General features: G+C 60.0%; 21 protein-coding genes. 12 read left to right on the forward strand and 9 right to left on the reverse strand.

The window, feature by feature from the left end:
* Positions 1 to 25 precede the first annotated feature (25 nt).
* The 3 genes from DXY04_RS04180 (at position 26) to DXY04_RS04190 (ending at position 2624) form a co-directional block, all read left to right on the forward strand.
* Positions 26 to 658: an ABC transporter ATP-binding protein gene (locus tag DXY04_RS04180; protein ID WP_244278567.1), complete on the forward strand. Its 633-nt coding sequence runs from the start codon at positions 26 to 28 to the stop codon at positions 656 to 658.
* The gene (locus DXY04_RS04185; RefSeq protein ID WP_115161099.1) at positions 655 to 1476 is read left to right on the forward strand and encodes an ABC transporter permease; all 822 of its coding nucleotides are present in this window, start codon (positions 655 to 657) and stop codon (positions 1474 to 1476) included. The genes DXY04_RS04180 and DXY04_RS04185 overlap by 4 nt, the downstream gene beginning before the upstream one ends.
* 110 nt (positions 1477 to 1586) lie before the next feature.
* Positions 1587 to 2624 (forward strand): glycosyltransferase, encoded by a 1038-nt coding sequence (locus DXY04_RS04190; protein WP_244278568.1) that lies wholly within the window; start codon positions 1587 to 1589, stop codon positions 2622 to 2624.
* A gap of 15 nt (positions 2625 to 2639) precedes the next feature.
* On the opposite strand, the gene DXY04_RS04195 is transcribed toward DXY04_RS04190, so the two are convergent.
* From DXY04_RS04195 to DXY04_RS04205, 3 genes are all read right to left on the reverse strand, one after another.
* The gene (locus DXY04_RS04195) at positions 2640 to 3623 is read right to left on the reverse strand and encodes a glycosyltransferase (RefSeq protein ID WP_170951329.1); all 984 of its coding nucleotides are present in this window, start codon (positions 3621 to 3623) and stop codon (positions 2640 to 2642) included.
* Between the two features lie 518 nt (positions 3624 to 4141).
* Positions 4142 to 5086 carry a glycosyltransferase family 2 protein gene (locus DXY04_RS04200; protein ID WP_256377334.1) on the reverse strand — a complete coding sequence of 315 codons (945 nt, stop codon included), beginning with the start codon at positions 5084 to 5086 and terminating at the stop codon, positions 4142 to 4144.
* Between the two features lie 27 nt (positions 5087 to 5113).
* Positions 5114 to 6157 (reverse strand): rhamnan synthesis F family protein, encoded by a 1044-nt coding sequence (locus DXY04_RS04205; RefSeq protein ID WP_170951330.1) that lies wholly within the window; start codon positions 6155 to 6157, stop codon positions 5114 to 5116.
* A 313-nt stretch (positions 6158 to 6470) separates the two neighbouring features.
* Between DXY04_RS04205 and secA the strand changes: the two genes are divergently transcribed.
* Entirely contained in the window at positions 6471 to 9284 is a 2814-nt protein-coding gene (gene secA, locus DXY04_RS04210; RefSeq protein WP_115161103.1) for a preprotein translocase subunit SecA, read from the forward strand.
* A 10-nt stretch (positions 9285 to 9294) separates the two neighbouring features.
* Here the strand turns inward: secA and cysE are convergent, their stop codons facing one another.
* Positions 9295 to 10041 carry a serine O-acetyltransferase gene (cysE, locus tag DXY04_RS04215; RefSeq protein WP_115161104.1) on the reverse strand — a complete coding sequence of 249 codons (747 nt, stop codon included), beginning with the start codon at positions 10039 to 10041 and terminating at the stop codon, positions 9295 to 9297.
* A 10-nt stretch (positions 10042 to 10051) separates the two neighbouring features.
* The gene (locus DXY04_RS04220; RefSeq protein WP_038556721.1) at positions 10052 to 11053 is read right to left on the reverse strand and encodes a GntR family transcriptional regulator; all 1002 of its coding nucleotides are present in this window, start codon (positions 11051 to 11053) and stop codon (positions 10052 to 10054) included.
* A gap of 217 nt (positions 11054 to 11270) precedes the next feature.
* Between DXY04_RS04220 and DXY04_RS04225 the strand changes: the two genes are divergently transcribed.
* Positions 11271 to 11900, forward strand: coding sequence for a dienelactone hydrolase family protein (locus DXY04_RS04225; RefSeq protein WP_371634515.1), 630 nt, complete (start codon positions 11271 to 11273; stop codon positions 11898 to 11900).
* Here DXY04_RS04225 and infC read toward each other — a convergent pair.
* Positions 11897 to 12550: a translation initiation factor IF-3 gene (gene infC / locus DXY04_RS04230; RefSeq protein WP_115161106.1), complete on the reverse strand. Its 654-nt coding sequence runs from the start codon at positions 12548 to 12550 to the stop codon at positions 11897 to 11899. The genes DXY04_RS04225 and infC overlap by 4 nt on opposite strands.
* A gap of 57 nt (positions 12551 to 12607) precedes the next feature.
* Positions 12608 to 13507, reverse strand: a complete 900-nt coding sequence (gene miaA / locus DXY04_RS04235; RefSeq protein WP_115161107.1) for a tRNA (adenosine(37)-N6)-dimethylallyltransferase MiaA — start codon at positions 13505 to 13507, stop codon at positions 12608 to 12610.
* Positions 13508 to 13659: 152 nt separating this feature from the next.
* Between miaA and gyrB the strand changes: the two genes are divergently transcribed.
* The 4 genes from gyrB to DXY04_RS04255 are packed head-to-tail and all read left to right on the forward strand — an operon-like array spanning position 13660 to position 16714.
* On the forward strand, positions 13660 to 15627 hold the full coding sequence (gyrB, locus tag DXY04_RS04240) for a DNA topoisomerase (ATP-hydrolyzing) subunit B (RefSeq protein ID WP_115161108.1): 1968 nt from the start codon (positions 13660 to 13662) through the stop codon (positions 15625 to 15627).
* Entirely contained in the window at positions 15627 to 15962 is a 336-nt protein-coding gene (locus DXY04_RS04245; RefSeq protein WP_115161109.1) for an SH3 domain-containing protein, read from the forward strand. Before gyrB ends, DXY04_RS04245 begins: the two co-directional genes overlap by 1 nt.
* Positions 15943 to 16323, forward strand: coding sequence for a CrcB family protein (locus DXY04_RS04250; RefSeq protein ID WP_115161110.1), 381 nt, complete (start codon positions 15943 to 15945; stop codon positions 16321 to 16323). Before DXY04_RS04245 ends, DXY04_RS04250 begins: the two co-directional genes overlap by 20 nt.
* Positions 16316 to 16714 carry a CrcB family protein gene (locus DXY04_RS04255; RefSeq protein ID WP_115161111.1) on the forward strand — a complete coding sequence of 133 codons (399 nt, stop codon included), beginning with the start codon at positions 16316 to 16318 and terminating at the stop codon, positions 16712 to 16714. Before DXY04_RS04250 ends, DXY04_RS04255 begins: the two co-directional genes overlap by 8 nt.
* On the opposite strand, the gene DXY04_RS04260 is transcribed toward DXY04_RS04255, so the two are convergent.
* Positions 16680 to 17153, reverse strand: coding sequence for a glutathione peroxidase (locus DXY04_RS04260; RefSeq protein WP_115161112.1), 474 nt, complete (start codon positions 17151 to 17153; stop codon positions 16680 to 16682). The genes DXY04_RS04255 and DXY04_RS04260 overlap by 35 nt on opposite strands.
* A 72-nt stretch (positions 17154 to 17225) precedes the next feature.
* Here DXY04_RS04260 and mgtE point away from each other — a divergent pair, with 72 nt between their 5' ends.
* Both mgtE and DXY04_RS04270 read left to right on the forward strand, forming a co-directional pair.
* Positions 17226 to 18686: a magnesium transporter gene (gene mgtE / locus DXY04_RS04265; RefSeq protein ID WP_115161113.1), complete on the forward strand. Its 1461-nt coding sequence runs from the start codon at positions 17226 to 17228 to the stop codon at positions 18684 to 18686.
* Positions 18687 to 18740: 54 nt separating this feature from the next.
* Positions 18741 to 19748 carry an RpoD/SigA family RNA polymerase sigma factor gene (locus tag DXY04_RS04270; RefSeq protein WP_115161114.1) on the forward strand — a complete coding sequence of 336 codons (1008 nt, stop codon included), beginning with the start codon at positions 18741 to 18743 and terminating at the stop codon, positions 19746 to 19748.
* Here DXY04_RS04270 and DXY04_RS04275 read toward each other — a convergent pair.
* Positions 19733 to 20596: an alpha/beta fold hydrolase gene (locus DXY04_RS04275; protein ID WP_244278582.1), complete on the reverse strand. Its 864-nt coding sequence runs from the start codon at positions 20594 to 20596 to the stop codon at positions 19733 to 19735. The genes DXY04_RS04270 and DXY04_RS04275 overlap by 16 nt on opposite strands.
* Before the next feature lie 150 nt (positions 20597 to 20746).
* On the opposite strand from DXY04_RS04275, the gene mutT reads away from it, so the two are divergent.
* Entirely contained in the window at positions 20747 to 21874 is a 1128-nt protein-coding gene (gene mutT, locus DXY04_RS04280; protein WP_115161275.1) for an 8-oxo-dGTP diphosphatase MutT, read from the forward strand.
* Positions 21875 to 21884: the final 10 nt, after the last annotated feature.

A 21884-nucleotide genomic window follows, 5' to 3' on the forward strand; every position in this document is an offset into this window, starting at 1 on the left:
TCGCGGTGGTGCTGTCGTCACAGCCTTGCAAGATATTTCCTTGACCATTCATCAAGGTGGACGTGTGGCTCTAATTGGCCATAACGGCGCTGGAAAGTCTTCGTTCCTCCGGCTCGTATCTGGGGTCTATCAACACACCTCAGGCCACTTCAAAGCCCACGTGCCGGTGTTCCCGATGATCCATAAGGGTTTTATTACAAGCCCTGAGCTGAGCGGTCTCCAGGCGATCAAAGCTCACTACCTCTTGGTTAATGGCCATTTTCGCGGTTTTGAGGAGTTCAGCGAAGATGTAATTGGTTTTTCCGGTCTTGGCGACTTTATCCATCTGCCTGTGAAGACCTATAGCCAGGGGATGGCAGCCCGTCTGTTATTTGCCGTTCTTACCGGTGGAAGTCACGATTGTTTGGCTATGGATGAGGGGTTTGGAGCTGGCGATACCAGTTTTTATGAAAAAGCCCAGGAGCGTATGAGTCGTTTCCTCAGCTCAGCGGGGACCTTGCTGTTGGCCTCCCATTCCGACGAGTTGCTTAGACGATTCTGCCGCCGTGGTTTGGTTTTCGACTGTGGGCGACTGGTTTTTGCGGGGCCATTGGAGACCGCACTTGATTACTACCATCGCAATCACGCTCCAGGGTCTACTGGCAAGCTGGCCTTATGATTCAGCCCAGCCCCCACTCCAGACAAATCCTCAGGGCTACCTTGTTTTCCACACTCAAGGAAGCATGGCGGATGCGCCGGGCCTGGTGGTTTACTGCCACCGCTCGCACTCAAGCTCGTTTTGCGCGCACGTTCTTCGGTAGCTTCTGGTTAGGTCTTTCCAACCTGCTTTCAATCGCTGTCCTGGCTTTGGTCTACGGCACAGTCTTCAATGTCCAGGATTTCAGCACATATGTGGTTTACCTTGGCATCGGTTTGGTGGTGTGGAATGGGATTAGTTCGTCGATAGCTTCGTCACCCAATCTTTTTGAACATAACCATGCCCAAGTTCACAATACAAATTTAAATCCGATTTTCTATGTGTTGGAGGAGTGGGCCTTCCAGGTTCAGACATTTTTGCAGTCGTTCGTTTTAGTTTTGCTTGCCCTTAGCTACTTCCAGCACAACTTGTTGCTCAATCTGCTGGTCTGTGCTTGGCTGCCTTTATTGAATTTGTTCTTGTTCCTGTTGTGGGCCCCAATGATTGTTTGTCTGCTTGGCGCCCGCTACAGAGACTTCTATCAGTTGGTGCCGATAGTTTTGCAGTTGGTGTTTCTTCTCTCCCCAATTCTCTATCGCAAAGATAATCTCGGCTCGATGGCTTGGACTGCTAATCTCAATCCTCTTTATCGGGTTCTCAGCCCATTACGCCACTCGTTGATGACGGGTGAGTTGCAGTGGCCCATCTGCTTGTTGCTTCTGATGATTAATGGAGTTGGTATTTGTGTTGCCCTGCGTTGGCTGAATCGTGAGCGCCCCAACATACCTTTCCTGATTTGATTTTCACGGCATAAGAAGCTTTATGCGATCGGTGCTTTGACTTGACTCGGCTCATCAACCTCCTCTCCTGGCAACCTGGGCATTCTGGCTTCAGCAGTTATGTGAAGCGCGTGGTGCCTCAGCTTGATGGCTTGCGTCTGCAGTTAGGAGTTGATGGACAAGGCCTGCTGGTGTCAGCCAGCCAATGGACGACTGATTCACCGCCTTGGGCTCCGGGGCGTTCCATGCGGTTACTCCAGCGCTACAGCCTGGTTCAGCATGGACTCGATTTGCCGGCCCTCTTGGAGCACCATGGCTTCGTGGTTGATCAGCTGGAAGGTATCTATTCGCCCTTTTTTGATGCCTTGCTGCTGTGGCCGGAGATTCCACAGTTGATCACTTGCCACGACCTCACACCCTTGGTTGCTTCGAACAGTCGCAAAGCCTGGTTACGCTATCTCTTCTGGCAGCCTCGTCATTGTCGTGCCGCTACGCGACTGATCGCAATTAGCCGGCATGTGGCTGATCAGCTTGTGGCGTTCGGTGTGGAGGCGGATGTGATTGAGGTGATTCCCAATGGCATCACAATCCAGCGTCCGCCGGTGCAGAGTCCGGTTAGCGAGGATCTCCTGGTCTTGGCTCGCCATGACGTAAATAAAAATCTGCCGGCTCTGTTTAGGGGCATTGATCAGCTACAGCGCCGTTGGCCTCAGTGGCGTGGGGTGTTGCGCATTGTTGGGCGGAGCGGGCCCCAGTCGCGACTTGTGCAACGTCTGCATCGACAGTTACCCAGCCCGGAGCAGGTGCAGCTGATTGACGCGCTGCCGGAAAATGAGCTCTTGAAACATTTGCGATCCAGCCTGGCGCTGTTGTCCGCCAGCACCGAGGAAGGATTTGATTATCCCGTTCTGGAGGCCAAGGCGGAGGGCATCCCCACTCTGATCAGCGATATTCCCGTTCACCGCGAATTCCACCAGGACTCATCGCTTTTTTTTCCGGTTGATGACGACGGTCGTGCTTTGGCCGATCTCGTGGTCGCCTGTCTGCAAGATCGGAGCTTGTGGAGGCAGCTATCGCAAGCCGGCCATGCCCTGGCACAGAGGTTGAGTGTGGAAGCTCAGGTGGCCAGCATCGATGAACAATTACGCCAGCTCTGCAGAACCAATTAGCGGATGACTACTGATTCAGTTCAGCATCAGCTGGGCGATCTGGTCTTCGAATCGTCTTTCAATCTGTGCACTCATGCGCAGGTAGCGCCGGATACGTTGCATGCGTTCCTGTTCCGGTGAGTCCGCTAAGTGACAGTGCAAGGAGGCGCTGGCTTTCATGGCGACAGCCCAGTCGCGGGTTTCCAGAATGGAAATGGGCAGCACGTAGTTGCTGAAATCGAACAGATCATGAATTTCGCGGTGGGCATCGCAGCTGCTCGCCAGAGCAGGCAGACCCAGGCAGGCCGCATCTAGCACGGGAATCCCGAAGCCCTCCACCAGGGAGGGGCTCAGGAGTGCAAGGGCATTGAGATATAGGTCCAGTTTGGTGGCTTCATCCACGTACCCGGTGAGCAGAATTGCTGGCTCGTTGGCCACCACCTCTTTCACGGCTTTGCTGTAAGCATCGGATTTCAGTTTTCCGGTGACGCATAGGCGAATGCCCTCACAGCCCAGCCCCGATTGTGCAAAGGCTTTCACCAGAAACAGCAAGTTTTTGCGTTCCTCTACTGAGGAGTTGAACAGCAAATAGCGGAAGGGCTGCAAGGCCGACGGTTTACTTTTGCGTTTTGAGCGCAGATTGTGTAGCAAGTAGCTGGAGGGTGGTAGGTCATTGGCCTGTTCGCCCGAGTTGCGCTGCAGTGATGGGATATCTAGCGACGGAGGTTGCACCACGGTGTCTTCTTCGCCCAGTGGCACACGCGCTGAATCCAGGTTGATGTGGTCGTGAAATTTGCGGCAGGTGGAGCTGGAGACATGAATCCGCTTTGCCTGCAGACAGGCCTGGAGGCGATGGGTGAACTGGCGCATGTTCTCGTTGTGAGGTGCATACTCCAGGGCAATCAGATCGTGCACGGTTTGCACGAACACCGGAGTGTTGCGTGGGCGCAGATTGAGTGGGCAACAGGTGATGAAGGCGTCAAACCCCTGCAGATCAATGTTCACAGGTTTGCGATGCATGCGAAAAGCAGCTATTTGGCTCGCTTCATACACATCGTAGAGGCTTACGATTCCTTCTACGTCTTGAAGGTAATTCAGTCGATTGATGCGCAGATTGGGGTTGTCGCTTAGTTCGCTTAATCGGAAACTTTTCAGCTCCTTCTGTTTGAAGGATGTTTTGTTAAAGATCCGTTTCAGGCCCTTGCAAATGCGCCGGTAGCGGTTGCCAAATTTGGCGAGTAAGGGAAGCAGGAGCTCTAGTTTTGTCAGATGCACTGTTTTGCCATGCACCAGCTCATTAAGAGTGCGAGCGCTGAAAATAATCTTCTGTGTGTCTTTGGGAAGCGAACGCAGGTCGGAGGAGATCGGCTGGAATTGGGTCAACAGCCAAACCTCTGCGCCCATGCGCCGTAGGTGACGGATCAGAGCTTTGGAATACACAGCAATGCCGCGATGTTCACGTTGCTCCAGGTCGAGAGCGGTGACCAAGACGCGTTTCCCCAGTAGGCGTTGAGGCTGTTCAGAGGTGATGCTCATGGTCAAACTCCCTGCTGGCGTTGTACGGAATCCTGCAGGCGTAGGACTTCCAGTTGCAGCACTTGCGCTTCTCGCTTCCAGTGGTCACGATCCCGCTTCAGGTTTTGAAGATCAGTGTTTTGGTTGCGTTCTAGGGCCATCACCTCTTTGGTGAAGGCGTGCTCCCTGGCGGCCATCGCAAGTTCCACTCTCAATTGCTCCGGCGAGGCTTGGTCTAGGAACAGGCGTCGCCGAGTTCGCATCTTCACCAGGTCTTCTGAAGTGTTGCCTGATTCATCGTTTTCAGCGCGGGTGGCACTTTCAATGTGCACGCCACTCATGCCGGGGCAGAGCATCACTTTGCCCTGCAGTTTTTCACGAAGGTCAAGATTCAGCTGTACGTCTTCGCCGCAGCGGCTGTAGCTCTCATCAAATGGTTGCTGGTTAAAGGTGCTTTTGCGGATCAGCATCACGGCAGCCGTTACGCCAGACACCTCATAGGCCGACAACTCTGAAATCACATCTGTTGCCTTCACCAGGCCTTCAGCGATGTGATATGGCGTGTGTTGGAGGTCAAAACCCATGCCACCGTGCTGTAGTTGGCCATCGGGCGTTCGCAACAAGCCTCCGACGCACAACGTGGAGGCCTCATCAAGGAGGCACGACAAGCCTGCATCCAGGCTTCCGCTATCCAGGATTACGTCGTCATTCACAAAGGCCAGCACCTCGCCATTGGCATAATGGGCCAGCTGATTCACGTTGCTGGCGAAGTGGTAAGGATCACGCTGCGCAATTAGAAACTCGTAGCCGGAGCGATTCGCGATCTCTTTCTCGGCGTCCCTGCTTCCGTTCCAGGAGCAGAGAATTTCAACGTCTGCCTTGGGAAGACCCGTCGCTGCTGCGAGTGATTCGAGCATCGCTGAAAGTCGTGCAGCAGTCCTGGAAACAACGAGGACGGAGAGTTGCACGCTCGCAAATCGAGTTGTGTCACCTTATCAAGGTCTGAGGAAGCGGGACTGCAACAGGTGCTCGAGGTCTTGCATCAACGTTTCGTCGGCGGCTGTCAGATAGGCACTGACCTCCGCCATGGGGATGGTTTGAGAGAGGAAATCGGGGGGTTCCAGCAGCAGTTGTTTCTTGATCACCGGGCAGCCGGCGTTCAGCAAGGCGTTCCAGCACATTAAGGTGGTGTTGATCTGTTCCGGTTGCCTCAGATCAAGTTGTTTCAGTGCCTGCCCAACTGTTGCTGATTTGAGCAGAATCGCTGCCAACGAGTAAATCGCTTCCACTGCAAAATTGTGATGCAGGAGCCACTGAGATAAGCCCACTTCGCCACGTTGAATGAGGTCATCCTTGTGACCTCTGGGGTCCAGACTCTCCCAGAAGTCAGTCCAAAGTGAATCGCTGAGAAGGGCTGAATTCAGGGCAAGAAAATACGATTGAAGGTGGTAAGCCCTGGTCTGCACCGAATCCGTCAGTCCCATCAGTTTGGCTTCGGAGCTCTTCAGCTCTTGATGGATCGTTTCCGTCTGCAGGCAGAACGGTTTCGTGCCTCCCAGGGGCAGAGTGCTGTCATTGCAGAGCACCAGGGTTTGAATGCGATCGCGCAAATGGCGTTGTCCGTCGAGCAGGCAACAGAAGTCGCGGTAAGCGCCAAGGCATAGTCCCAGGTTCTGGCGATAGCTGATTAGGCACCCGCAACGCAGCAGGGCTTCTTCGGCGTTCGCTGCAAGCCCTGAGCTGGAAACCACCACCACCCAGCCCTCTTTTACCAGCTCGGCCAGCACGTTGTGCCAGCTCTGGGGGACGAAGCCCATCGCATCGAAGTGATGCCAGAAGAACAGCTTCACGGCATGGTGCAGCTGGAACGCTGCCTCCAGATTTCTGAGCAATTCAGGGGCGTTGTTGAGGCGGGCTTGATAATTCCAGGGCTTTTGGCTCCAGGCCGACCGATGTTGTTCATCAGTGGTGAAGGCCTGTTGCCAGGCTTCGGTTTGCCTGATTGCTGCGAGCAGTGTGTTTAGTTCGGTGCGCCACACCTGATCAGGGGTCGCGAGTGATTGCCAGAGCCTCAGCTTGGGGTGTTGTGATCGTCGTCTTGCCCGTTGGCCCAGTGAGGCGCGCAGGCTCGCGATTAGGAGAGGTCTGGCTTTCTGCAGTTTGGCTAGACAGCCAAATACCACTGCTGGCTGAATGACGGTTACTTCGCTGGAGGCAGCCAACCGTTGAGACAGCTGTCGCAGTTGCAGGGCCTGCTTCAGTCGCGCCATGACGGTAGTGCGGTGTGGATGGCCGAAGTATCTCTTCCGGGAGAGCTCAGTAGGCTGTTTCGGAGACGATTAGGCGCTTTCCATGCTCAAGCTGCTGCTGGGTGATCCCAATGCCCGCAAGCTGAAGCGTTACCAGCCGATCGTTTCGGATATTCAGCTTTTAGAAGAGGAGATCGCTCCCCTCAGTGACGAAGACTTAAGAGCCCGCACTGCTGCCTTCCGCCAGCGTTTGGACAACGCTGGCTCGCTGCAGAAACAGCTTCCTATTCTCGACGAGATTCTGCCTGAGGCCTTCGCGGTGGTTCGTGAAGCCGGCAAGCGTGTTCTCGGTATGCGCCATTTCGATGTGCAGCTCATCGGCGGCATGGTGCTGCATGAAGGTCAGATCGCTGAGATGAAAACCGGCGAAGGCAAGACCCTGGTGGCCACCTTGCCCAGCTACCTCAACGCCCTTACAGGCCGCGGGGTGCATGTGGTGACGGTGAATGACTACCTGGCTCGCCGCGATGCCGAATGGATGGGCCAGGTGCATCGCTTTCTCGGGCTTTCTGTGGGCCTGATCCAGCAGGACATGCGGCCGGAGGAACGGCGGCGGAACTACAACTGCGACATCACCTACGCCACCAACTCAGAGCTGGGCTTCGACTACCTGCGCGACAACATGGCCGCCGACATCTCGGAGGTGGTGCAACGAGAGTTTCAGTATTGCGTGATTGATGAGGTGGATTCAATTCTCATCGACGAAGCCCGCACCCCTTTGATCATTTCCGGCCAGGTGGAGCGGCCACAGGAGAAGTACCAGCAGGCCGCCCAGGTGGCTTTGGCCCTCGAGCGTGCCGCCGAAATGGGCAAGGACGGCATTGATCCCGAAGGAGATTACGAGGTGGATGAGAAGCAGCGCAGCTGCACCCTCACCGATGAGGGCTTTGCCAAGGCCGAGCAGATGCTTGGAGTACAGGACCTGTTCGACCCTCAGGATCCCTGGGCTCACTACATCACCAATGCCCTTAAGGCTAAGGAGCTGTTCGTGAAAGATGTGAACTACATCGTTCGTGATGGCGAAGCGGTGATCGTGGATGAGTTCACCGGTCGGGTGATGCCGGGTCGCCGCTGGAGCGACGGCCAGCACCAGGCGATCGAAGCCAAGGAGGCCTTGCCGATTCAGGCGGAAACCCAGACCCTCGCCTCGATCACCTACCAGAACTTCTTCCTGCTCTACCCCCGCTTGGCTGGCATGACTGGTACAGCCAAAACAGAAGAGGTGGAATTCGAGAAGACCTACAAGCTCCAAACCACCATCGTGCCTACCAACCGGGTGCGGGCCCGCCAGGACTGGGCCGATCAGGTGTACAAAACTGAAACGGCCAAGTGGCGGGCCGTCGCCAACGAAACCGCCGATATCCACAAACAAGGCCGGCCAGTGCTCGTGGGCACCACGTCAGTGGAAAAGAGCGAGTTGCTCAGTTCCCTTTTGGCGGAGCAGGAGATCCCCCATAACTTGCTCAATGCCAAGCCCGAGAACGTGGAACGTGAATCTGAGATCGTGGCTCAGGCTGGTCGTGCTGGGGCGGTGACCATCGCCACCAACATGGCGGGCCGGGGCACCGACATCATCCTGGGCGGCAACAGCGACTACATGGCCCGTTTGAAGTTGCGGGAAGTGTTGCTCGGCCGTTTGGTGAGACCGGAAGACGACCACAAACCCCCGGTGCCTCTCCAGAGCAGTGCGGCGCCCAGCGGTTTTGCTGATGCCGCTGCCTCAACGCTGCCCCGCAGCGGCGAAAGCCTTTATCCCTGTCCCCTCACAGACGACACCGATCAGGTCCTGGGCCAGTTGGCCCGTGATCTGGTGAAGGCCTGGGGTGATCGAGCTCTCACGGTGATCGAGCTGGAAGAGCGCATCGCCACCGCCGCTGAAAAAGCCCCCACCGATGACCCGCAGATCCAGGCTTTGCGCGAGGCCATTGCCCGGGTGAAGGCGGAGTATGACGCGGTGGTGAAGCAGGAGGAATACCGCGTGCGCGAGGCCGGCGGCCTTCACGTGATCGGCACCGAACGCCATGAGTCCCGACGGGTCGACAACCAACTGCGCGGCCGGGCCGGACGCCAGGGCGACCCCGGTTCCACCCGCTTCTTCCTCTCGTTGGGGGACAACCTGCTGCGCATCTTCGGAGGGGACCGCGTTGCAGGCCTGATGAATGCGTTCCGTGTGGAGGAAGACATGCCGATTGAATCCGGCATGCTCACCCGCTCCTTGGAAGGGGCCCAGAAAAAGGTGGAGACTTACTACTACGACATCCGAAAGCAGGTGTTCGAGTACGACGAGGTGATGAATAACCAGCGCCGCGCGGTGTATTCCGAGCGCCGGCGGGTGCTGGATGGCCGGGCCTTGAAAAAGCAGGTGATCGGCTACGGCGAACGCACGATGGCTGAGATTGTGGAGGCCTATGTGAATCCCGACCTGCCGCCCGAAGAGTGGGATCTGGCTCAGCTGGTGGGCAAGGTGAAGGAGTTCATTTATCTCCTCGAAGACCTCACCCCTGAGCAGGTGCAGGGCCTTGGCATGGAGGAACTCAAGGCGTTCCTGCAGGAGCAGCTGCGCAATGCCTACGACCTCAAAGAGGGACAGATCGAGCAGCAACGGCCAGGGTTGATGCGGGAGGCGGAGCGCTTCTTCATCCTTCAGCAGATCGACACCCTCTGGCGGGAACATCTCCAGGCGATGGATGCTCTGCGGGAGTCAGTCGGCCTGCGTGGCTACGGGCAGAAGGATCCCCTGATCGAATACAAGAACGAGGGCTACGACATGTTCCTCGAGATGATGACCAACATGCGCCGGAACGTGATCTATTCGATGTTCATGTTCCAGCCCTCCCGCCCTGCATCTGAGGCCTGAGGCGCCAGCTTCAGCCGGTCTCCTCGCCCAGAAACTCCAGGATCTCCCTGTCTTTGAGGTTCTGGGCCTCGCCGCGGCAAACCTCGCTCAGCGCCCGGCCTTCCGCCACTTCCCGAAGGCAGCGCTGCAAGTTGCCCACGGTGCTTTCTAGTTCATCGATCCGCTCCATCAGGTTGCGGATCACGTTGGCTTCGGCGTCCGGCAAGGCGGAGTGGGCCAGGGGGTTGATCCGCACGCCGCTCTGGTGGATCACCCGTCCAGGGATTCCCACCACCGTGCAGTCGCTCTCCACATCGCGCACCACCACGGAGCCAGCGCCGATGCGGGTGTTGGCTCCGATCGTGATCGCACCCAGCACCTTGGCGCCGGCTCCCACCACCACGTTCTCGGCCAGGGTGGGGTGGCGTTTGCCGTGCTCTTTGCCTGTGCCCCCCAGGGTCACCCCCTGGTAGAGCAGGCAACGGTTGCCAATCTCGGCGGTTTCGCCGATCACTACCCCCATGCCGTGGTCGATGAACACGCTGTGGCCGATGCGGGCGCCGGGGTGGATTTCGATGCCGGTGAGGGCCCGGCCGATCTGGCTGAGGCAACGGGCGGCCAGCTTCAGCGGTAGATGGCAGGTCCAGAGCCGGTGGCTGATCCGATGCAGGCTGATGGCCTGGAAACCGGGATAGCAGCACACGATTTCCAGCCAGCCACGGGCAGCCGGATCACGCTCGCGGATGATCGCGAGGTCGGCACGGATGTGATCAAACATCGCAGAGGTGTCAGCTAGCGGCCGCCGGGATCTGCAGGCCGATCTCCTTGCGGAGCAGATCGATCGTATCGGTGCTGAGGTAGCTCTCGGCGCAATGCACCTGGGGCATGCGCATCAGCTGGGAACGGTTCTGGCGCAGGCTCTGCTCCACGAGGGGCAGGCTGGGTCGATCGCAGAGCACGTGGCTGGAGGCCCGTAGCAGGGCCAGCAGGCGACTGCCCACATCTGGTGTGGCCGTCATCAGCAGCAACTCATTGCCGCGCATCGAGTGGAGAATCACCTCTGCGGCCCGCAGGATGCCGGGGCTGATGCTCACCAGGCCCACACAGCTGCCGGGGCGCAGTTCCTTCAGCATGGCCAGCTCCTGGCGGAAGTCGTTGAGGTCCACGGCCACGGCGCGGACGCTGTGCTTCTTGGCCAGTTCCTCTACCGGTTGGAGGAAGTAGCGGCTGGTAACCACCGTGCCGTTGCTGGAGTTCTCCAGCACGCTTTCCAGCTCCTCCATCGGCACCACCTCCACCGGCACATCCAGGCAGGGCTCCAGTTCTTCGGCGATCAGCATGGAGGCACCGATGTCTTCCCGCGGCGTGCTCACCAGCACGCGGGCGCCGCAGCGCAAACGCCAGTCGATCTCTCTGGTCAGCAGCTCGCGGGTTTGCTGCAGCGTGCAGCCTGCGTTGAGCAGGCCGTCCACGCACTTACGTACTTCACGGTCGAGGTCGGTGACGCCACGGTTGCGGATGTGTGGTGGTGTTTTGATCTCCCGGGGTTTCTGCTGGTCGCGCACGTAGATGCCAGAACCAGCCATGGCTTCCACCACGCCATCGGTTTCAAGCTGGCGGTACACCTTGCTGATCGTGTTGCGGTGCAGACCGGTCTGCATTGCCAACTGGCGGGTGCTCGGCAAGCGATGCCCTGGCGGGTAATGCCGCGCTGCGATGGCGAAACAGATCTGGTTGTACAGCTGCGTTGATGCCGGTATGTCGCTTTCCTGTTGGATATGGAATCGCACGCCGGTGGGACAGGTCGGAATGCGGCCACCATACGGAGCGAATTGCCTGGTGACAATTGGGGGTGTGTCCTGTGGGCCTGTGACAATTTCCAACTCTCTCTCGCCTGGCTGGGTCGAGCTCGTCAATGGTGTTGTTCCACTGCGCTGCTGGTGGGCAGAGCCCCAGGCCGCCGCGAACGATATTGAGTTGAAATCGTTAATAGATCGTGTCTATATCGTGCTGCCTGAGGTGTTTGGGGTGAATGCCTGGGTGCGTGGTGTGGTGGAGCGCTTCGCTGCCCAGGGGCATCCGGCCCTGGCGGTGCCTTTGTTTGCCCGCACGGCTCCTGATTTGGAGTTGGCCTACGACGCCTCCGATCTGGCTGAAGGGCGTCGCCATAAGGACGCCACTACAAGCGAGCAGATCCTGACTGATGTTGCCGCCGCAGTCAGCTGGTTCAGGGCCCGTTATCCGCAGGCCGCCATCCATGTGGTGGGCTTTTGCTTCGGGGGGCATGCAGCTTTTCTGGCGGCCACGTTGCCCGGGGTTGAGCACGCCTTTGATTTTTACGGTGCCGGTGTGAGCCGGATGCGGCCCGGCGGTGGCGAACCCTCGCTTGCCCTGCTGCCAGAGATCAAGGCGCGGCTCACCTGTGTGTTCGGTACAGCCGATCCCCTGATCCCCGCCGAGGATCGCGAAGCGATGGGGGCCGCCCTGAACAAGGCCGATCCTGCTGGTCAGCGCTTGCGCGTAGTGGAGTTTGCTGGTGCCGACCACGGCTTCATGTGCGAAGCCCGCAGCAGTTTCAATCCCCAGGCTTCAGCCCAGGGATGGCGATTGCTGCTAGGAGACGACCCTGGGGTTTAGCTCTGCGGGCTGGCCACCTTTGCAGCGGTGGGCCGCGGCGGTGCCGGGATGGTGCGCACGGCCTTGTTGGCGGCTTGCTCCTTTTCCTCTTTTTTCACCAGGGGCGTTTTGCGAGGCGTCAAGAACATGATCATGTTGCGGCCTTCCCGCTTGGGAGCCTGCTGGATCTCGGCCTTCTCCTCCAAGTCCTTGGCCATCCGCCGCAGCAGCGTTTCCGCCAGCGCTGTGTGCTGAATTTCGCGGCCGCGGAAAATCACGGTGCACTTCACCTTGTCGCCCGCCTTGAGGAAGCGCTGGGCCTGACCGATCCGCACGTCGTAGTCGTGCTGGTCGATCTTGTAGCGCATCTTGACCTCCTTGACTTCGGTCTGGTGCGACTTCTTCTTGGCCTCTTTGGCCTTCTTTTCCTGCTCGAACTTGAACTTGCCGTAGTCCATGATCCGGCATACCGGCGGGTCGGCCTTCTCGCTCACCAGCACCAGATCAAGTTCCCGGTCGCGGGCCACATCCAGGGCTTCTTCGCGGCTGATCACGCCCAGCTGAGCGCCGTCTGAGTCGACCACCCGCAACTGTGGGTAGTTGATCCGGTCGTTGATGTTGGGCAGCTCCCGAACCGGGGCACGACGGTCAAAACGGGGACGTGGGGGCATTCAGGCGGTGACGGGGACAGGTGCAGACAACTTCGCTGAATACAACGTCTGCATCCTTCACCTTAGATGTTGCTCGATCAACGTCATCGCATCCGTCAGGGTTGTCGGGTCGGCCAGCCAGTGGGGGTTGTGCTGCCGCCGGAACCAGGTGCGTTGACGTTTGGCGAACTGACGGGTGCGTTGGCTGGTGATTCGTACCGCATCTGCAGTGCTTAGGCTGCCGCCGATTACCTGCAGTGCTTCGCAGTAGCCGATGGTCTGCAACAGCGGCAGATCAGCGCCGTAGCGCTCGCTTAGGCGACGGGTTTCCTCCACCAGTCCATCGCGGTACAGCTGCTCGGTGCGTTGCTGGATGCGCTGGCGCAGGTTGGGGGGGTTGAGGCCCAGTTCCAGCACCCGCCAGGGCGGAGTCGTGGCTGTGGCTTGCTGGCTCATCGGTTGCCCGGAGGCATACAGCACTTCCAGGGCGCGCTGGGTGCGCACCGCATCGGCTGGGGCGATTTTGGCGGCGGCCGTGGGGTCGGCGGCCTGCAGCAGTGGGTGGCAGATGCCCTGACCAAGGACCGTCAGCTGCTGGCGCAATTGCGGCTGGGGTGCCACGGCCGGAGGCTGAAGGCCACTGGTGAGGGCCTTGAGATACAGGCCGCTGCCGCCTACGAGCAGGGCCATGCCCCGCTGCTCCAGCTCACGGTTAATGCAGGGGGTTGCGATCGCTTGAAATTCCTGCAGCGTGATCGGCTGATCCGGTGCGCGCAGGTCCAGCAGATGGTGGTGCACTCGCGCCTGTTGCTCCGCCGTCGGCTTGGCGGTGCCCAGATCCATCTCCTTGTAGAGCTGGCGAGAGTCCACGTTGATCACCGGCAGATCCAGCCATTCGGCGATGTCCAGCGCCAGGGCGGTTTTGCCGCTGGCAGTGGGCCCGAGCAGGCTGATCACCAGGGGGTCTGAGCTGTTCAAAAGGGTGAGGGGGTGCAGCCCGGCTTGAGATGGGCGCTGAGAGGCCTCTGCAAGCCTCTATAGACAGCCGGTGGTAGATTGACATTGTCAGGTCGAGGTTTAGAGCCGTTGCGCCCGCCCATGACCCGGTTTCCTGGCTTGAGACTTTCTGAATGAGCGACGCTTCCAAGGTCCAGAACGCCTACGGCGCTGAGCAGATTCAGGTGCTGGAGGGGCTTGAGCCCGTTCGCAAGCGCCCTGGTATGTACATCGGCTCCACCGGGCCGCGGGGCTTGCACCATCTGGTGTATGAAGTTGTTGATAACTCGGTTGATGAAGCCCTGGCGGGCCATTGCGACCGCATTGTTGTGGTCCTGGGGGAAGACGGTTCCGCCTCGGTGAGCGACAACGGCCGCGGTATTCCCACCGATGTCCACCCGCGCACCGGAAAGAGCGCCCTGGAGACGGTGCTCACCGTGTTACACGCTGGCGGCAAGTTTGGCTCCGGTGGTTACAAGGTGTCCGGCGGTCTGCACGGCGTTGGCGTCTCGGTGGTCAATGCCCTCAGCGAATGGGTGCAGGTGACGGTGCGCCGTCAGGGCCAGGTGCATCGCCAGCGTTTTGAGCGTGGAGTGGCCATCGGGGCGCTGGCGTCGGAGTCGCAGCCCGCAGCGGAGTCCGGTGAGACCGGCACCACCGTTTGCTTCAAGCCTGACCTTGAAATCTTCACCGGTGGCATCGTTTTCGATTACGCCACCCTCTCGGCCCGATTGAGGGAGCTGGCCTACCTCAACGGTGGCGTGCGCATCGTGTTCCGCGATGAGCGGGAGTTAGCTCGGGATGAGGAGGGCAACCCCCATGAGGAGACCTACTTCTACGAAGGCGGCATCAAGGAATACGTCGCTTACATGAACAAGGAGAAGGACGCCCTTCATCCGGACATCATCTACGTGAATTCGGAGAAGGACGGCGTTCAGGTGGAGGCTGCTCTGCAGTGGTGCTCGGATGCCTATTCCGATAGCATTCTCGGCTTTGCCAATAACATCCGCACCGTGGATGGCGGCACCCATATCGAAGGCTTGAAGACGGTGTTGACCCGCACCCTCAATGCCTTCGCCAAAAAGCTGGGCAAGCGGAAGGAGTCGGATTCCAACCTGGCGGGGGAGAACATCCGCGAAGGCCTGACGGCGGTGCTCTCAGTGAAGGTGCCGGAACCGGAATTTGAAGGTCAGACCAAGACCAAGCTCGGCAACACCGAGGTTCGGGGCATCGTCGACAACCTGGTGGGTGAAGCCCTCAGCCAGTTTCTCGAGTTCAATCCCTCCGTGATCGGCCTGATCCTCGAAAAGGCAATCCAGGCGTTCAATGCCGCTGAAGCCGCTCGCCGTGCACGTGAACTGGTGCGACGCAAGAGCGTTCTGGAGAGCTCAACCCTGCCCGGAAAACTGGCCGATTGCAGTTCCCGCGACCCCGGCGAATCCGAGATCTACATCGTGGAGGGCGACTCCGCTGGTGGTTCCGCTAAGCAGGGCCGCGACCGCCGCTTCCAGGCGATCCTGCCGCTGCGGGGCAAGATCCTCAATATCGAAAAGACAGACGACGCCAAGATCTACAAAAACACGGAGATCCAGGCACTGATCACCGCCCTGGGTCTGGGCATCAAGGGTGAGGACTTCGACGTGAAGAACCTCCGCTACCACCGTGTCGTGATCATGACCGATGCCGACGTGGACGGCGCCCACATCCGCACCCTGCTGCTCACCTTCTTCTACCGCTACCAGAAGGAGCTGGTGGAGGGGGGCTACATCTACATCGCCTGCCCGCCGCTCTACAAAGTGGAGCGCGGTAAGAACCACACCTATTGCTACAACGAGGGCGATCTGCAGATGACCCTGGAGGGCTTCGGCGAGAAGGCCAACTACACGATTCAGCGTTTCAAGGGCCTTGGCGAAATGATGCCCAAGCAGCTCTGGGAAACCACCATGGATCCCACCACCCGCACGATGAAGCGGGTGGAGATCGAGGATGCCCTCGAGGCCGATCGCATCTTCACGATCCTGATGGGAGACAAGGTGGCTCCGCGCCGGGAATTCATCGAAACCCACAGCGCCGAGCTCGACATGGCGGCCCTCGATATTTGATGACGGCTGATCGAACAGAAACTGTTTCGACAAGCAGTGTCCTTCGTTGGAGTTGGCTGCTTGGAGTGGCGTTGATGGCACCAGCTGCCCTGCCGGCCGGTGGTGCCGACCGGCGTCAACCGCAACCCCGTCGTCGCGCTGCTTCCGGCCCCCTGCATACCGCTACTGATCAGCCTTTGCGGCTCAGTCCGCTGGCCATCGCTCCACGGCTGAGCACCCTCAAGGCGGGCTCGTCCCTTCGCTTGTTACGGCGTTGGTCCACCGCTGACGGCCAAGACTGGCTGCACGTTCAAACCCTCTCCGGAGATCAACGCCGTGGCTGGCTCCGCGTCTGAGGCTCTGCTGGTTGGGCTCGGGGCCATCCCCGGGGCCTGGCTGCGCTTGAAGGTGGTGAACCACTTTCAGCCGATGGTGCCCAAGAAGCACTGGGGCACCTTCATCGTGAATGTGATGACCTGTTTCGCCCTGGGCCTGGTGCTGGCCCTCAATGAAACCTGTGCCTCCAGTACCGGCATTGCCTTGTTGATGGGGGTGGGTTTTTTCGGCAGCCTCAGCACCTTCTCCACCTTCGCCGTGGAGCTGCTGAACGAGTTGCGGGCCGGCCAGACGCTTACGGCTGTGGTGCTGGCGCTGGCCTCGATCGGGGCAGGCTTGCTGGCCTCTGCTTTGGGTTACGGACTGGGGACCCATGCCTGAGACCAAACCGAGCCTGCAGCTGGAACTGCAGGAGCTGATGCTTGTTGGCTTGGGCGCTGTCCCTGGAGCGCTGCTGCGATGGCAGTTGGCCCTGCATCTGGGGGATCAGAATCTGCTGGTGAATGGTCTTGGGGCAGCCCTCTTGGGTTTGCTGGCCGGGCTCCCTGCTGCTCCACGACGACAGTTGCTGCTGGGGATTGGCTTCTGCGGTTCGCTCACCACCTTCAGCAGTTTGATGCTCGCGGCCATGAAGCACCTGAGTTCCGGTGATTGGGCCGCCGCATTGGGTTTGATCGGGCTGACCCTTGGGCTGGGAGTTGCTGCCGCAGCCCTTGGGTTCAGCCTGGGGCGACGGCTCAAGCCGCCAGCGCCGCCTCAATCGCCGACTTGAGGTCTTCAGGGGTGACGGCGCTCTTGAAGCGGGCGATCACTGTGCCGTCCTTGCCCACAAGGAACTTCTCGAAGTTCCACTCCACATCGCCGGCAGGATCCATCTGGTTGAGCGTTGTGTAGGGCTCGGTGGTGCTTCCCTTGGCATGCACCTTCTCGAACAATTCGAAGTCGGCGCCGTAGGTGGTGGAGCAGAAGCTCTTGATCTCGTCCAGGGTGCCGGGCTCCTGGGCGCCGAAGTCGTTGCAAGGGAAACCCAGCACCGCCAGCCCCTTGGCGGCGTAGGCCTCGTTCAGGGCCTGCAGACCGGCGTACTGCTTGGTGAAGCCACAGCGGCTGGCCACGTTCACAATCAGCAGCACCTTGCCGGCGTAGTCGCACAGGGATTTGCTGCTGCCGTCAGGGGTGGTGACGGAGACGGAACTGACGCTGATCGCCATGGTGAACCAGTGGTGGAGCGCAGAGGTTAACCGGCTGTAACGGCCATACACTGGGCTCCCGGCCGGAGGGGCATGACGGAGGCATCGGGGCTGAGCAGTGCTGGCGTGAGCGTGGAACCGGAGTTGCTGGCCGAGGCGGTGGCCCATGAGCTCGCCGCAATGCTCCACGCGGGCAATTACGACGCCGTGAAGCTGCTGCTGGAACCGGTGCAGCCGGTGGACATCGCCGAGGCGATCGGCAGTCTTCCGGCCAACCTGCAGGCGATTGCCTTTCGCCTGCTCAGCAAGGACGAAGCCATCAGTGTTTACGAATACCTCGACACCGCCACCCAACAGAGCCTGCTGAGCCTGCTGCGCTCCGGTGAGATGCGGGAGGTGATGGAGGAGATGTCGCCCGATGATCGCGCCCGATTGTTCGAGGAGTTGCCGGCCAAGGTGGTGCGGCAGCTGCTGAGTGAGCTCAGCCCTGATGAACGCAAGGTGACGGCTGAGTTGCTGGGCTACCGCTCCGAGACGGCAGGTCGTTTGATGACGACCGAATACATCGCTTTCAAGGAAAACCAGACCGCCGCAGTGGCGCTGGAGATCGTGCGGCGGCGTGCCCGCGACACCGAGACGATTTATTCCCTCTATGTGACTGACGCTGAGCGACGCCTCACGGGGATCCTGTCGCTGCGGGATCTGGTCACAGCGGATCCCCAGACCCGCATTGGCGATGTGATGACCGAAGAGGTGCTCAGCGTCAGCACCGACACCGATCAGGAGAAGGTGGCGCGCACGATTCAGCGCTACGACTTCCTGGCTGTTCCCGTGGTGGATCTAGAGCAGCGTCTTGTGGGCATCGTCACGGTGGACGACGTGATCGATGTGATCGAGCAGGAGGCCACCCGTGATCTCTACGCCGCCGGCGCGGTTCAGGCGGGCGATGACGACGACTACTTCAGCAGCAACCTGTTCACCGTTGCCCGGCGTCGCGTGGTGTGGCTGGCGGTGTTGGTGCTGGCCAGCTTTTTCACCTCAGAGGTGATCGCCGCCAATGAAGACGTGCTGCAGCAGGTGGTGTTGCTGGCGGCGTTCATTCCCTTGCTCGGTGGTACTGGCGGCAACGTGGGGGCTCAGAGCTCCACGGTGGTGATCCGTGGTTTGAGCACCCAGAGCATCTCCAGCCTTGGCCCTCTGCGGGCGATTGGCCGCGAAGCCATGGCGGGGGCGTTGCTGGGGGTGTTGATGATGCTGCTGGTGGTTCCCTTTGCCTGGTGGCGCGGCGAAAGCGCACTGGTGGGACTCTCGGTGGGGATGAGCCTGCTGGCGATCACCACCCTGGCGGCCACGGCCGGTGCCGCGTTTCCGCTGCTGTTTGACCGCATGGGTCTGGATCCGGCATTGATGTCCACGCCCTTCATCACCACCTGCACGGACGTGGCGGGCACGCTGATCTACCTGAAGACGGCTGGGTGGCTGTTGGTGCATCTGCCGCAGCTGGTGCAAGCCACAGGTATTTCTACCCATTTCTTCGCCTTCGGCGTTTTCTGAGAGCCTGTTTACGTTTCTTAGGAGTACTCTTCACATAACTCAAAGAAGCACTCCATGGCTCCGGCTGCGACCGCTGCTTCCAAGTCCAAAACTGCTGCGAAGGCGGCCAAGACCGTTACGGCTGACGTTGATCTGGTTCGCTCCTATCTGCGTGATATCGGCCGTGTTCCGCTGCTGACCCATGAGCAGGAGATCACCCTGGGCCGACAGGTTCAGGAGTTGATGGATCTGGAATCGCTCGAGTCTGAGCTGGAGAGCAAGGCGGGTGAAAAGCCCAGCCGTGACCAGCTGGCCATGGCTTCAGGTCTTTCGTCCATGCAGCTCAAGCGCAAGCTGCAGCACGGACGTCGCGCCAAGGAGCGCATGGTGGCGGCCAACCTCCGGCTGGTGGTGAGCGTGGCCAAGAAGTACACCAAGCGGAACATGGAGCTCCTGGACCTGATCCAGGAAGGCACTATCGGTCTGGTGCGTGGTGTCGAGAAGTTCGACCCCACCCGCGGTTACAAGTTTTCTACCTACGCCTATTGGTGGATTCGCCAGGGCATCACTCGGGCCATTGCGGAGAAGAGCCGCACGATTCGGCTGCCGATCCACATCACCGAGATGCTGAACAAGCTCAAAAAGGGTCAGCGGGAGCTGAGTCAAGAGCTGGGCCGCACCCCCACCGTCACCGAGCTGGCCGAGTTCGTTGAGCTGCCCGAGGACGATGTGAAGGATCTGATGTGTCGCGCACGCCAGCCGGTCAGCCTCGAAATGAAGGTTGGTGATGGTGATGACACCGAACTGCTGGAGTTGCTCTCCGGCGATGGTGACCTTCCCAGCGATCAGGTGGAGGAGGATTGCCTCAAGGGTGATCTGCGCAGCCTTCTGGGGCAGTTGCCCCATCTGCAGGAGCAGGTGTTGCGCATGCGTTACGGCATGGATGGCGAAGATCCCATGAGCCTGACGGGCATCGGTCGCATCCTGGGCATGAGTCGTGACCGTGTCCGCAACCTTGAGCGGGATGGTTTGGCCGGTTTGCGTCGGGTGAGTGATCAGGTAGAGGCCTACGTCGCCTGCTGAGTTGCCGTTCTCTTGATCAGCTTTTGCAGCACCGGGTTCACCTGATCCGGTGCTTCGTCGTGGGGACAGTGGCCTGCGTTTTGAACCACTGAGAGGGATTGAACGCAGCTCAGCGTCTGGGCCCAGCGCTCGGCTTCAGCAATTGGCTCCCATGGATCCTGCTCACCCCAGATCAGATCCACAGGGGTCGACATCTCTGCCATCAACCGTGGGGCGAGATGGTCGTCGAACAGGTTGATGAATCCGCGGAAAGCTTCGGCGGCACCTTCGCGTTGGGTGGGTTGAAACAGCAGATCCACCAAGTCTTCGTCGATGTTGGCGCCACTGGGATAAGCCTGCTTCAACACGCTGCGGATCACCCCAGGACGTGCCGCATTGCGGAACAGTGCTGTGCTTAGCCAGCGCTGCCGCACCATTGTTTTCAGCAGTGGCCGGATCCAGGCCATCCAAGCCGGTTGTGTAGCCAGTTGTTTGTCGTCCATCAAGCGCTGGGCGCAGTCGATCAGCACCACGCCGCGGCAGTTCTCGCCCAATAGCTGAGCGGCACGGAGGGCGACAACTCCGCCGATCGAGTTGCCCACCAGTCGAACCGGCCGTTGCACCACCGCAGCGCAGAAGTCAGCCACCTGCTGGCCCCAGAGATCAAAGCCGTAATGCACGGCATCTGATTCAACGGGCTCATTCTTCAAGCGGGCCCGCGGTTGATCGCTGCGCCCGAAGCCGAGCAGGTCGATGGCGTAGGTGGGCAGCAGTTCGGCCAGCACTGGCTGGTTGAAGCGCCAGTGGTTGGTGTTGGCCCCGAAGCCATGAATCAGCAGCATGGCCTCTTCGGCATTGGGGTCGCCCATCAGACTCCAACCGATTGATCGTTCGTTCCAGCTCCAGAGGTTGTTGCTCGGGCTCACGCCTTGGCTAGCTGCGCGCGTGCATCCTGGCGAGAGGAGCACTTGGATGGACGGTCGTTGCTCGGATCCTTTTCTGACACCAATCGCGAACCCATGGACGCGTTGACCGAGGCCGAAGCAGCTGTTCTATCGACAGCCTTGCTGGCCTGGTGGGAGCGGTATGGCCGCGGCGGCATCCCCTGGAAGCAGTTGCCTGGCGGCGCGCGTCCAGCGCCGGACCAGGATCTCGATCCCTACGGCATCTGGATCGCCGAGGTGATGCTGCAGCAGACCCAGTTGGCCGTGGCTCTCCCCTACTGGACGCGTTGGATGGAGGCGTTTCCCTCTGTCGAGAGCCTGGCCGCGGCGTCTCTGGATGAGGTGCGGCTGCAGTGGCAGGGCCTCGGTTATTACTCCCGGGTCCGCCGGCTGCATGAGGCGGCACAGCTGTTGGTGGGCCGACTGTGGCCGCGCAGCTTGGAGGAGTGGATGGAGTTGCCGGGCATCGGTCGCACCACCGCCGGCAGCATCCTTTCCAGTGCGTTTAATGCACCGTTGCCGATCCTGGATGGCAACGTCAAACGGGTGCTGGCGCGATTGACGGCCCATCCGCGCCCACCGGCCCGTGACGACGCCTTGTTCTGGTGCTGGAGTGAGGCCCTGCTTGATCCGGTTCGGTCACGGGACACCAACCAGGCCTTGATGGATCTTGGGGCCACGCTTTGCACCCCCCGCCAGCCGGACTGCCACCGCTGCCCCTGGCAATCCCATTGCGCTGCCTACGCTGCCGGCGATCCTTGCCGCTGGCCCGTGACCGAAGCCCCCAAGCCCCTGCCCTTCCAGGTGATCGGTGTGGGGGTCGTGCTCAATGCGGCGGGGGAGGTGCTGATCGACCAGCGCCTGGAGGAAGGCCTGCTGGGGGGGATGTGGGAGTTTCCCGGCGGCAAACAGGAGCAGGGCGAAACGATCGAAACGTGCATTGCCCGCGAGTTGAAGGAGGAGCTGGGCATTGCGGTGACGGTGGGCCCTGAACTGATCACGGTGGATCACGCCTACAGCCACAAGAAGCTGCGCTTCGTGGTGCATCTCTGCGACTGGGCCTCAGGCGAGCCTCAGCCCCTCGCCAGTCAGCAGGTGCGTTGGGTGAGGCCGGAGGACCTGGGGAATTACGCCTTTCCGGCCGCCAATGCTCGGATCATTGAGGCGTTGCTTGGCAGGTTGGAAAGCTCTGCCCACCCTTAGGGAAGGTTCT

This window comes from Synechococcus sp. UW86, from assembly GCF_900474085.1.
In the GTDB taxonomy this organism is placed as follows: Bacteria; Cyanobacteriota; Cyanobacteriia; order PCC-6307; family Cyanobiaceae; genus Parasynechococcus.

Bases quoted from the DNA above. Each gene is read 5' to 3' on its own strand.
- DXY04_RS04195 (WP_170951329.1), bottom strand. From the start codon at position 3,623: ATGCATCGCAAACCTGTGAACATTGATCTGCAGGGGTTTGACGCCTTC.
- DXY04_RS04260 (WP_115161112.1), bottom strand. From the start codon at position 17,153: ATGGCGATCAGCGTCAGTTCCGTCTCCGTCACCACCCCTGACGGCAGC.
- secA (WP_115161103.1), top strand. From the start codon at position 6,471: ATGCTCAAGCTGCTGCTGGGTGATCCCAATGCCCGCAAGCTGAAGCGT.
- DXY04_RS04185 (WP_115161099.1), top strand. From the start codon at position 655: ATGATTCAGCCCAGCCCCCACTCCAGACAAATCCTCAGGGCTACCTTG.
- infC (WP_115161106.1), bottom strand. From the start codon at position 12,550: ATGCCCCCACGTCCCCGTTTTGACCGTCGTGCCCCGGTTCGGGAGCTG.
- mutT (WP_115161275.1), top strand. From the start codon at position 20,747: ATGGACGCGTTGACCGAGGCCGAAGCAGCTGTTCTATCGACAGCCTTG.
- DXY04_RS04255 (WP_115161111.1), top strand. From the start codon at position 16,316: ATGCCTGAGACCAAACCGAGCCTGCAGCTGGAACTGCAGGAGCTGATG.
- DXY04_RS04275 (WP_244278582.1), bottom strand. From the start codon at position 20,596: ATGGGCGACCCCAATGCCGAAGAGGCCATGCTGCTGATTCATGGCTTC.
- DXY04_RS04245 (WP_115161109.1), top strand. From the start codon at position 15,627: ATGACGGCTGATCGAACAGAAACTGTTTCGACAAGCAGTGTCCTTCGT.
- mgtE (WP_115161113.1), top strand. From the start codon at position 17,226: ATGACGGAGGCATCGGGGCTGAGCAGTGCTGGCGTGAGCGTGGAACCG.
- gyrB (WP_115161108.1), top strand. From the start codon at position 13,660: ATGAGCGACGCTTCCAAGGTCCAGAACGCCTACGGCGCTGAGCAGATT.
- cysE (WP_115161104.1), bottom strand. From the start codon at position 10,041: ATGTTTGATCACATCCGTGCCGACCTCGCGATCATCCGCGAGCGTGAT.
- DXY04_RS04270 (WP_115161114.1), top strand. From the start codon at position 18,741: ATGGCTCCGGCTGCGACCGCTGCTTCCAAGTCCAAAACTGCTGCGAAG.